11 protein-coding genes and 1 tRNA gene are annotated in these 10,319 nt (G+C 70.8%); 6 read left to right on the forward strand and 6 right to left on the reverse strand.

All coding sequences use genetic code 11. The annotated features are described in order from the left end of the window. Positions 1–54: 54 nt before the first annotated feature. The 5 genes from EVJ50_RS14380 to glsA all read right to left on the reverse strand — a co-directional run bounded on the left by EVJ50_RS14380 (position 55) and on the right by glsA (position 5,836). On the reverse strand, positions 55–894 hold the full coding sequence (locus tag EVJ50_RS14380; RefSeq protein ID WP_150881809.1) for an FtsQ-type POTRA domain-containing protein: 840 nt from the start codon (positions 892–894) through the stop codon (positions 55–57). Continuing rightward, complete coding sequence (locus EVJ50_RS14385) at positions 882–1,292, reverse strand: hypothetical protein (RefSeq protein WP_150881810.1); 411 nt, start codon at positions 1,290–1,292, stop codon at positions 882–884. The genes EVJ50_RS14380 and EVJ50_RS14385 overlap by 13 nt, the downstream gene beginning before the upstream one ends. Continuing rightward, a complete protein-coding gene (locus EVJ50_RS14390; RefSeq protein WP_150881811.1) occupies positions 1,289–2,443 on the reverse strand; it encodes a D-alanine--D-alanine ligase family protein in 1,155 nt (384 codons plus the stop codon). The genes EVJ50_RS14385 and EVJ50_RS14390 overlap by 4 nt, the downstream gene beginning before the upstream one ends. A gap of 64 nt (positions 2,444–2,507) precedes the next feature. Then, on the reverse strand, positions 2,508–3,929 hold the full coding sequence (gene miaB / locus EVJ50_RS14395) for a tRNA (N6-isopentenyl adenosine(37)-C2)-methylthiotransferase MiaB (RefSeq protein ID WP_370455625.1): 1,422 nt from the start codon (positions 3,927–3,929) through the stop codon (positions 2,508–2,510). A 32-nt stretch (positions 3,930–3,961) separates the two neighbouring features. Continuing rightward, positions 3,962–5,836, reverse strand: coding sequence for a glutaminase A (gene glsA / locus EVJ50_RS14400; protein ID WP_150881813.1), 1,875 nt, complete (start codon positions 5,834–5,836; stop codon positions 3,962–3,964). 87 nt (positions 5,837–5,923) lie between these two features. Here glsA and EVJ50_RS14405 point away from each other — a divergent pair, with 87 nt between their 5' ends. Beyond that, complete coding sequence (locus tag EVJ50_RS14405; protein WP_150881814.1) at positions 5,924–7,036, forward strand: dipeptide epimerase; 1,113 nt, start codon at positions 5,924–5,926, stop codon at positions 7,034–7,036. After that, complete coding sequence (locus tag EVJ50_RS14410; RefSeq protein ID WP_150881815.1) at positions 7,023–8,117, forward strand: DUF1611 domain-containing protein; 1,095 nt, start codon at positions 7,023–7,025, stop codon at positions 8,115–8,117. Before EVJ50_RS14405 ends, EVJ50_RS14410 begins: the two co-directional genes overlap by 14 nt. Positions 8,118–8,123: 6 nt before the next feature. Here the strand turns inward: EVJ50_RS14410 and EVJ50_RS14415 are convergent. Next, positions 8,124–8,195: transfer RNA gene (locus EVJ50_RS14415), tRNA-His, on the reverse strand. Between the two features lie 51 nt (positions 8,196–8,246). Between EVJ50_RS14415 and EVJ50_RS14420 the strand changes: the two genes are divergently transcribed. The 4 genes from EVJ50_RS14420 to EVJ50_RS15160 are packed head-to-tail and all read left to right on the forward strand — an operon-like array spanning position 8,247 to position 9,973. After that, positions 8,247–8,723: a DUF4359 domain-containing protein gene (locus EVJ50_RS14420; protein ID WP_225322979.1), complete on the forward strand. Its 477-nt coding sequence runs from the start codon at positions 8,247–8,249 to the stop codon at positions 8,721–8,723. Beyond that, on the forward strand, positions 8,720–9,337 hold the full coding sequence (locus EVJ50_RS15150) for a hypothetical protein (RefSeq protein ID WP_225322980.1): 618 nt from the start codon (positions 8,720–8,722) through the stop codon (positions 9,335–9,337). The genes EVJ50_RS14420 and EVJ50_RS15150 overlap by 4 nt, the downstream gene beginning before the upstream one ends. Positions 9,338–9,374: 37 nt before the next feature. Continuing rightward, positions 9,375–9,515, forward strand: coding sequence for a hypothetical protein (locus EVJ50_RS15155; protein ID WP_225322981.1), 141 nt, complete (start codon positions 9,375–9,377; stop codon positions 9,513–9,515). Then, positions 9,515–9,973 carry a hypothetical protein gene (locus tag EVJ50_RS15160; protein ID WP_225322982.1) on the forward strand — a complete coding sequence of 153 codons (459 nt, stop codon included), beginning with the start codon at positions 9,515–9,517 and terminating at the stop codon, positions 9,971–9,973. Before EVJ50_RS15155 ends, EVJ50_RS15160 begins: the two co-directional genes overlap by 1 nt. Positions 9,974–10,319 lie beyond the last annotated feature (346 nt).

The raw sequence follows: 10,319 nt of genomic DNA on the forward strand, positions 1-10,319 counted from the left end.
GTGTGCCTCACGTCCCTGAGGATCCGTTGCGCCGGCGCGCGGTGGCCGTGTGGATCAGTCGGTTTCCGCTTGTGCAGAGGCACTGGCTGGCTTCGCCGCAATCCCCAGCTCCGGTTGCTCGGGATCGGTGAGATCGATGCTCACGAGCCGGCGTCCGCTCAGTTGCTGGGGCAGTTTGCTCGTGAGGTGCCGCATCACGGCCAGTCGCTCCGGGTGGCGACCGTCATCGGAGCCCAGCAGCACATCGCCCAGGGCCTCGGTGCTCAGCCAGAGCTCGCCATTGCTCTCGAACCGCACTCTTGAGAGCGGGCTGCCCATGCCGTCGCGACGCTCCAGCACCTGCTCGAGCGTGGGGCGATAGCGCTGCTGCCAGCCCAGCACCCGGATCGAGGTGAGAGGCTCCTCGCCGGCAGCCAGCAGAGAGCGGTCCATCCAGTGCCCCGCGCCGTCCACGAGCCCCGCCTCCACGCCGGAGCGGGTCGGACGTTCCGCGTGCGCCAGGGGATCCCGGTCCGTGAGACGGACCATGAGGCGTGGGGGCAGCATCCGCCGTTGCACGTGCACCTCCTGCACCGGAAGCATGGTGCCCAGGCGCTCCTCCACTTCGCTGGGCACCAGATCGAGCAGGGTGCGGGGGAAGGAGAGCTCCAGGGCCTCGAGCACCCGCTCCCGTCCGAGCCGTTCGCTGCCGCTCACCACCACCTGGTCGGCACGGCTCAGCTGCCAGCCCTGATCCAGCACGAGCACTCCCAGGCCGCCGGCCGCGGCCAGGAAGAACAGCAGCCGCCAGGCGTTGGCCAGGCCCTCCCACTGCTTCTGGCGGCGCATCAGCCGGCGCCGTTCAGCGCCGGGGGAGCGGACCCGCGATCGCACCGGGGGCGTCACAGATCGCATCGGCAGCGGGCCATCAGTTCATCCATCCAGAGCCGGGCCCGGTCGGCATCGGCGAAGGGCACATCCGCCTGCTGTCCCGCCCCGACCAGGCGGATCCGGCACTGGCCCTGGGATTCCTCGGTCAGGGGCGCTTCGCCCGTGTCGAGGGCCAGCAGCTCCAGCAGCTCCAGCTGACGGACCCGGAATTCACCCTGGGGGTTGAGCTTGCCGGCTTCGAAACTCGCCCAGCTCAGCAGACCGTCCTTCAGCCGCGCCGCTCCCTGGCCGTCGAGCTTGGCCAGTTCCGAGCCGGTCGCCCAGGTTCGGAACAGGCCCTGTCGCCGTCGCTCCAGCCAGCCCAGGGCGGTGAGCAGAACGAAGAACAGGAGCAGCGGAAGCCAGAGGAGACCCTGGGTCATGGCAATGCGGGGGTGACCCCGACGGCCGCCCCATCCTCGCTGGCCGGCGCGGCGGCATCGTCGTCCAGGGCCAGCCGGATCAGGCGGTGCACCAGTTCCGGCAGGGGCACGCCGGAGGCCTGCCAGAGCATCGGGTACATGCTCTGGGATGTGAATCCGGGGAGGGTGTTGATCTCGTTGACCCACAACCGCTCCACGCCGGGCTCGTAGAAAAAGTCAACGCGAGCCAGTCCGCTGGCCGCCACGGCCCGGCAACTGGCCACGGCCAGTCGGCGGATCTGCTCACGGATGCCGTCCGGGATCTCGGCCGGGATCAGGCAGTGGCTCAGTCCGTCGCTGTATTTGGCGGTGTAGTCGTACCAGTCGGCGTCGAAGCGGATCTCCCCCACCACCGAGGCCTCCAGCCGCCGGCCGCCCAGAACGGCGCATTCGAGCTCTCGGGCGCTGACGCCCTGCTCCACCACCAGACGGGAATCGTGACGGCAGGCTTCCAGAAGGCCCGTGCGGAGTTCCTCCCGGCTGTTGCAGCGGCTGATGCCCACCGAGGACCCGAGGTTCGCCGGCTTCACGAAGCAGGGGTAGCCGAGGGCCTGCTCCAGTTCGGCGGCCAGCGCCTCGCCATCGCTCATCACCCGCGTGCGGTCGCAGGATCGATAGGGCACCTGGGGCAGCCCGGCAGCCGCGAAGGCGGCCTTCATGGCCTGCTTGTCCATGCCCATGGCCGACCCCAGCACCCCCGAGCCGACGAACGGCGTTCCCATCAGGGTGAACAGTCCCTGAACGGTGCCGTCCTCTCCGTTGGGGCCGTGCAGGACGGGGAACCAGACCTGCACGGCCTCGGCGGCGGCGGGCAGACCCCGGAAGCCCGCTCGGGGAGAGGCTTCGGATGAGTCGGAAGGCGAGCCGGATGGCGTCTCGGCCGCGGCGGCCGGCTCATCAGGCTCCCCCCGCTCCAGCACGGTCTCCGCCACCTCCGGCGGTTGCCAGCCTCCCTGGCGGTCGATGTAGATCGGAATGACCCGATAGCGGGACCTGTTGAGCGGATCCCTCAGCCCCTGCAGCACCGTGCGGGCCGAGCGGATCGACACCGCATGCTCCCCGGAGGCGCCGCCGAACAGAAGACCGATGGAGAGGGGGGGAGCGAAAGGCATGCGGCGACTGCGGCCTGGCGCCGCAGACCTGGGTCGGCCAAAGGTATCAGCGCTGCCGCGTCCGTCAGCCCCCCGAGGATTGATGCTTCGGTTCAGGGGACAACGCCAGGGCCGTGCCGCTGAGGGAGAAGGGGCGCGTCTCCTCGATCCGCACCTGCACAAGCGCGCCGGTGGGGATCGCCGTGCCATCGGCGAGCCGGGCCGGGAAGAAGGTGAGCCGGTTGGTGCGGGTGCGGCCCATCAGCTGATCGCTGCGGCGGGGATTGGCTCCCTCCACCAGCACCTCTTCGCAGCGTCCCAGGTAGCGGCGGCTGCGCGATCGGGCCGAGCGCTCCACCAGGGCATTGAGCTCCTGCAGCCGTGCCACCTTGACCTCCTCGCTCAGCTGATCCGGCCAGGTGGCCGCCGGCGTGCCCGGCCTCGGTGAGTAGGCCGCCGTGTTCACCTGATCGAAGCCCAGGCGGTCGATCAGGGTCAGGGTCCGCCGGAACTGCTCGTCGCTTTCGCCCGGGAAGGCCACGATCACATCGGCGCTGATGGAGGCATCGGGGATGCGCTGCCGGATGCGTTCGATGATCCGCTCGTAGCGGGCGACCGTGTAGCCACGGCCCATGGCTTTGAGGATGGTGTCGTCGCCGCTCTGGAAGGGGATGTGGAAGTGTTCGCAGACCTTGTCCAGCTGGGCGCAGGCGTCGATCAGCCGATCGGTGAAATAGCGGGGGTGACTGGTGGCGAATCGAAACCGTTCGATCCCGTCCACGTCGTGCACGGCATGGAGGAGATCGGTGAGGGTGTGGGCGTGTCGACCCTCCGGCGTGCTGCCGGGCAGGTCGCGGCCGTAGGCATCGATGTTCTGCCCGAGCAGGGTCACCTCCCGGTAGCCCCGCGCGGCGAGCCCCTTGATCTCGGAGCGGATCGCCGCCGGCAGCCGCGACTGCTCCCTGCCCCGGACCGCGGGCACCACGCAGTAGGTGCAGCGTTCGTTGCAGCCGTAGATCACGTTGACCCAGGCGCAGACGCTGCTGTCGCGGCGGGCCGTGCTGATGTCCTCGAGGATGTGGTGCTCGTCGGTCGCCACCACCTGCTGACCGTTGGCCACCTGCTGCAGGAGCGTTTCCAGCCGATTGGCGTGCTGGGGACCCATCACCAGATCCAGCTCGGGCACCCGCCGCAGCAGGGCGGCACCCTCCTGCTGGGCCACGCATCCGGCCACCACCAGGGTCAGGCTCGGGTCCAGGCGCTTGCGCTGGGCCTGTCGCCCCAGGTGGCTGTAGACCTTCTGCTCGGCGTTGTCGCGGATGGTGCAGGTGTTGTAGAGAACGACGCTCGCGCTCTGCTCCGTCTCCGCCGGCCGCAGGCCCATCGACTCCAGGATGCCGGCCATCCGTTCGGAATCGGCCTTGTTCATCTGGCAGCCGAAGGTGGTGATCCAGTAGGTCCTGCCGGCGGCGGCGCCGGTCTCCTCCGGATCGGCCGGCCCGCTCAGGGGCCTGACGGAATGAGGGCTCAGCGTCGAGGTCATGAGGGCAGTCTGGGCCATTGCACCTCCGGCTGTTCCAGCAGGCTCAGCTGCTGACTCGCCAGCGTCAGCTTGCGGGCCGTCTCCCGGTAGAGGAGGCGCATCAGCGCCAGAGCCAGCGCCGATTCGCTCCGCTCGAGCTGCTCGAACACCGCGCGGCTCAGCACACGGCAGCAGCCCTCCGTCTCGCTCACCACGTCCGCACCGTGGCGACTGCCGGTGACGAAGGCGACTTCGCCGAAACACACCCCCGGTCCGAAGGTGGCCAGCCGCACCGGCCGCTGCGCGCCCGGACGATCGAGCACCGCACTGAAGCTGCCGGCCTCGATCACGAACAGGGCATCGGCCTCACTCCCTGCGCGGCAGACCGTCTCGCCCGCCGCGTAGCAGCGCACCTCCATCAGCCGCGCCAGCTGGCCGGGGCAGGGATCGGGCAGCTGGCCGAGGAGATCGGCCGCACCGCCAGCCTCCGGCCCTGTCCGGTCATCAGCGTCATCCGGTCTGCTCCGGTCCTCCAGCAGGAGTGTTTCGGCCGCCTCGATGGCGGGATCGAGACCGGGGTACACGGCCACGTTCTCAATGCGGAGCAGTTCCTGCAGCGGATCCGCCAGATGGCCCAGGCCACAGAGCAGAACCGTGACGCTGCTGCGGTGGAGTGTCTCGAACGCCGGCCGCAGCAGGTCGATGCCGATGCGTGAGACGTCCAGCACCCCAGCCAGATCGAGGACGAGAAAGCTGCCCGGCTCCGCGCAGGGCTCGATGTAGGCCAGCAGCTCCTCGGTGGCTGCGAAGTCGAGCACTCCCTGCACCTGCAGCACCCGGATGCGATCCCCGCACCGATCCAGCACGGCGCATTCCGCCCGGTCGCGCCAGTGCCGTGAATGCCGCGTGCAGGCGGTGGTGGCGGAACGGATGGTGGTGCCTGAGCGGGGCGGCTGGTCGAACAGATGCAGCTGCCATCGCCGTGAGAGCTCCTCGCAGACCGCGACCCCGCGCACCGAATTGCCGTAGGCATCCAGGGGTGGCGAGTACACCGCCAGGCCCAGCTGGCCCGGAACCACCGCCAGCAGGCCGCCTCCCACACCGCTCTTGGCCGGCATTCCGACCGTGTGCAGCCACTGGCCGCTGTAGTCGTACATGCCGCAGCTGCCCATCACCGCCAGCACGGCGCTGCTCAGTTCCGGATCGATGACCCGGGTGCCGCGGAAGGGATGGCGTCCCTGGCAGGCCAGGCAGGAGGCCATCACCGCCAGATCCCGGCAGGTGACCTGCACCGAGCACTGACGGAAGTAGAGCTGCAGCGAGGCCTCGGGGTCGGTCTCGATGATCCCGGCATTGCGTAGCAGGTGACCGATGGCCCGGTTGCGGTGGCCGCTGTCCCGTTCGGAGCGGAACACGGCTTCGTCCACCTCCAGGGGCCGGCCCGCCAGCCCGGCGTAGAAGGCCAGGAGCCCGGCCTCGGCGCCATCGGGGTCGTGCGCCCAGATCTGGGCCGTGGTGGCGATGGCACCGGCGTTGATCATCGGGTTCATCGGAATCCCGCTGTCCGGATCGAGGCTGATGGCGTTGAAGGCCTCTCCGGATGGCTCCACCCCCACCTTCTGCAGCATCTTCTCGGGAGAGAGGAGCGAGAGCGCCAGGGCGTAGCTGAAGGGCTTGGAGATCGACTGGATGGTGAAGGGTGTCTCGCTGTCGCCGACGCTGTACAGACGACCGTCGCTGGTGGCCACCGCAATGCCGAAGGCATCGGGACTGGCCCGCGCCAGCTCGGGGATGTAGTCCGCCAGCCGGCCGTCGCGCCGGCCGATGAGGCTCTGATGGACCTCATTCAGCAGACCCTGGATCAGCGAGGACGTCGCCGCAGGTGTGGGCATGGCGCGATCCGGAGGCGGCCTTCCAGGTTCCCGCAAGGGAAGGTTGTGGCAGGTTGAGACCCGGTCTCATTGCCAGGGCCCGCGCCGATGCTGATCCGCATCCGCCCCTTTCGCCTCACCAAGGCCGTGCCTCTGGCGATCAGTCGGGGCACCACGTCGGCCGTGACCCATCTGGAGGTTCGGCTGGACCATGAGGGCCTGGTGGGCATCGGGGAAACCGGTGGCTTCGAGACCGGTCATCGTGGTTATGAGACCGATGCCGTGGCCGCTGAGCTGAAGGCGTTGCCGCCCGATCTGGGTGGCCTGGATCCGCGGATGCCCCAGGCCTTCGAGTCGCTTCTGGCCGGCCTGTCGCCGCCGGCGCGCTGCGGCCTCGATCTGGCTCTGCTCGACTGGTGGGCCCGCTGGCTGAATCGGCCCCTCTGGCAGCTCTGGGGACTGCAGAGCGAGACGGGTCAGCTGGCCACCAGCGTGACGCTCGGTCTGGGCACGGTGGGGGCCGTTCTCTCCCGCCTGGAGCGCTGGTGGACCCAGCTGCCGGCGAGCCGCATCAAGCTCAAGCTGGGCAGTTCGGATGGCCCAGGGCATGACCGGCTGCTGCTGCATGCCGTGGCCGGCGCGCTGGAGCGCAGGCGTGAGGAGCACGGGCAGCCCCTGGAGCTGCAGGTGGATGCCAATGGCGGCTGGACCGTGGAATCCACCCTCCGTCTGATGCCGGATCTGGTGCGCTGCGGCGTCAGCCTGCTGGAACAGCCCCTGCCGCCCGATCCGGACCCGCGGCACGACAGTGCCGGCTTCGCGGCCCTGCATCCGCAGTGCCCGATGCCGCTGGTGGCCGATGAGAGCTGCTGGGATCTGGAGGATCTGCTGCGGCTGGCACCCCATGTGGACGGCATCAACATCAAGCTGCTCAAGAGCGGCGGGCTGAGCGAGGGGCTGCTGATGGCCCGCACGGCTCGCCGGCTGGGCCTCTCGGTGATGCTGGGCTGCTATTCCGACGGCGGGCTGCTCAACGGTGCGGCGGCCCAGCTGCTGCCGCTCGCCCGCTGGCCCGACCTGGACAGCCACCTCAATCTGCTGGATGACCCGTTCCGGGGCCTGCCCCTGCAGGGTGATCGCCTCAGTCCACCCCATGGCATCGGCCTGGGCATCACGATGGACAGCCGGACACGGGATGAGCCCGCCGATGCCCGCTCCTGACCCGGCGGATTTCCCGCCGCTGCGCGATCACCACCGTGTGGTGCTGCTTCAGCACGGCGGCCTGAAGGGCCTGGGGGGCAAGACCGGCCTGGCGATGCTGCGCTACCGCAGCGGGCCCATCGTGGCGGTTGTGGATCCGGAGCATGCGGGCGGGGATCTCCAGTCCCTCACCGGTGTGGCGCGGGAGGTGCCCGTCGTGGCCTCGATCGAGCAGGCCTTGGGCCGGCGCCCCGAGGTGGCGGTGATCGGCCTGGCGCCATCGGGGGGGCGCCTGAGCGGGCCGCTGCGCCGGGATGTGCTGGCGGCGCTTCGCCACGGCCTCTGTGTGGCCAACGGCCTCCACACGCGGCTGGCGGACGACGAGGAGGTGCGGGCCAGCGGGGTCCCCCTCGAGCGCATCTGGGATCTGCGCCGGGAGCCGCCCGGTCTGGCGGTGGCTGCCGCCCGGGCCGCCGGGCTGCCGCAGCGCCGCGTGCTGGCCATCGGCACGGACATGGCCGTGGGAAAGATGAGCGCCTGCTTGGAGGTGCTGGCGGCGGCCCGGCGCCGGGGTGTGGCCGCCCGTTTCGTGGGCACCGGCCAGGCCGGCATCCTGATCTCAGGCCGTGGCGTGGCTCTCGATGCCGTGCGGGTGGACTACGCCCCCGGCGCTGTGGAGGGGGCTGTGCTCGGCACCGCCGCCGACTTGGCCCCCGATGGCCTGGTGCTGGTGGAGGGCCAGGGCTCCCTCTGCCATCCGGGCTCCAGCGCCACCCTGCCGCTGCTGCGCGGCAGCCAGCCCACCGACCTGCTGATGGTGCACCGGGCCGGTCAGACGGGTGTTGACCGTGTGCCCGGCGTGGCGATTCCCCCGCTGGATGTCCTGCGGTCGACCGTGGAGGCCGTGGCGGCGATGGCCATCCCCGCGGGCTCCACGCCGCCGGGCGTCCGGGCGCTGGCTCTCAACACCTCAGGGCTCGGGGACACCGAGGCTCGTGCCGCGTGTCACCGGCACGAGGATCAGCTGGGCCTGGTCTGCGACGATCCGGTCCGCCATGGGGCGGATCGGATCCTCGAGGCGCTGCTGGAGAGCCAGGGATGACGAAAGGGCGAGCGAGGGGATTCGAACCCCGAATAGCGGCGCCACAAGCCGCTGCCTTAACCACTTGGCGACGCCCGCCATGTCGGTGACAATCTACCCAATCGACACCGGAACCCCTGTGAGGCCGCTGTGAGCGCGTCGCGAGCCTCCCTCGGGCTCTCCATCGCCGGGGCCGCGGCCCTGGCCCTCTCCGCCACCGCTCTGGTGATGAGCAATCCGGACCCGCAGGCCTTCGAGGACTACGCCGGCGAGCGCATCGCCCGCCATCTGAGTGAGGACCTCTGCGGCCGGGGAGGGCTGCCGCTGCTGTTTCAGCTGATCGCTCAGGACTGCGAGCGCCTGGTGCAGGACCAGCGCTCGGCGCTCGGACGCCTCGCCCGCAGCCACACCCGCCGGGTCAATCTGGGTCTGTTCAGCCTCTATGCCACCGAGCTGGGTGGTCAGGCTCTGCTGCCGGGACTGCGTCTGCCGCGCTTCAGCGTCACCACCCTGGCGGTGGCGGGTCGCTTCCACACCCTTCCCCGCCTCGATCAGGACGATGACGCGTCCGATGGCCAGGCCGGCACCGGTTCGGAGTCGTCATCCGGACAGGCGCGCAACCGGTGAGCGACCCCTGCAGCGGTGAGCTCCGGGCCCGTGTTCCCCGCTGCCTCCTGGATCCACGGGCACCGGCCCCGGCCACCAGCCACGGGGACGGCTGGCAGGCCGTTCATCTGAGGTGGCGCGAGGCCCGCCTGCAGCAGGTGCAGCCGCTGCCGGAACCCTCCGACCTCAGCGCACCCCTGGTGCTGCCCACCTTCTGTGAGGCGCATGCCCACCTCGACAAGGTCTTCACCTGGAGGGAGCACCCCAACCGTGAGGGTTCGATGGACGGGGCTCTGGCGGCCAACATGCAGGAGCATGGGTTGCGAACCGCGGAGGCGGTCCACGCCCGCGCCAACGCAGCGCTGGAGCGGGCCTGGCATTACGGCGTTCGTGCGATCCGCAGCCATGTGGACAGCCTCGGCCCCGGTGCGGCGGCCAGCTGGGATGCCCTCACGACGCTGCGGCGCCAGTGGCGCGGCCGGATCGAGCTGGACCTGGTTGCCATGGTGCCCCTGGATCAGTGGTCCACGCCGGCCGGCGTGGCGCTGGCCGATCGGGTGGCCGCCGCCGCGGGCTGCTGGGCGGCGTGGTCGGCCCTCCCTTTCCGCGCGATCCCCGTCGTGGCGGCGGCCTGAAGGCTCTGCTGCGCTGGCCCGCAGCCGCGGGCTCGGGATGGACCTGCACATCGATGAAGGCGATGACCATCCCGGCCGTGGTCTGCTGGCTCTCGCCGCTGCGCTCGAGCGGGACGGCGGCGGGGCCTGCCCGCCACCGGTCCGATCACCTGCAGCCACGCCTGCAGCATGGGCCTGATGAGCGATCGGGCCTGCGGGCGCCTGGCGCAGCGGCTGGAGGCCCTCGGCATCGCGGTGGTGGCCCTGCCGCTGACGAACCTCTGGCTGCTGGGTCGCCGCCCCGGCCGCACACCGGTGCGACGTCCGCTGGCTCCGATCGCCCAGCTGCAGGAGGCGGGCGTGACGGTGGCGGTGGCCAGCGACAACGTGCAGGATCCCTGGTTCCCGGGCGGCGACCTCGATCCGATCGAGTTGCTGCGCTTCTCCGGTGCCGGCAGCCCAGCTCCTGCCCTGGAGCCGCCTGGGCCTGTCCTGTTTCACCACGGCACCCGCGCGCATCCTCCGGCAGGACTGGGACGGTGTGCTGCGTCAGGGGGCTCCGGCGGATCTGGTGGCGCTGGAGGCCGCGACTGGTCGGACCTGCTGGCCCGGCCCCCGGCCCGCCGCGTGCTGCGCTGTGGCATCTGGTTGCGGTAGACCTCCCGGAGTGCCGCCGTTCTGGCCGGAGTCCATGTCCGCCCCGCTGCCGCGCCGCCCACTGCGGCCGCGATCGAGGATCTCGCCCGCGCTCTGGAGGCAATCCCGGCGCTCACCCTGCTGCGCCGGCCCGCGGAGCTGGAGCGCCTCTCGCGCGACTGCCACGACTACTCACCGGCCCTCTCGGATCTCCTGCTGGGCTGCCGGGCCCAGCTCGTGGCGAGGCCCGGCAGCGTGGATGCGGTGCAGCGCCTGGTGGCCGCCTGCGCCGCTCATGACGTGCCGCTCACGGTGCGGGGAGCCGGCACCGGCAACTACGGCCAGTGCGTGCCGCTGCGCGGCGGCG

This window comes from Synechococcus sp. RSCCF101 (assembly GCF_008807075.1).
In the GTDB taxonomy this organism is placed as follows: domain Bacteria; phylum Cyanobacteriota; class Cyanobacteriia; order PCC-6307; family Cyanobiaceae; genus RSCCF101.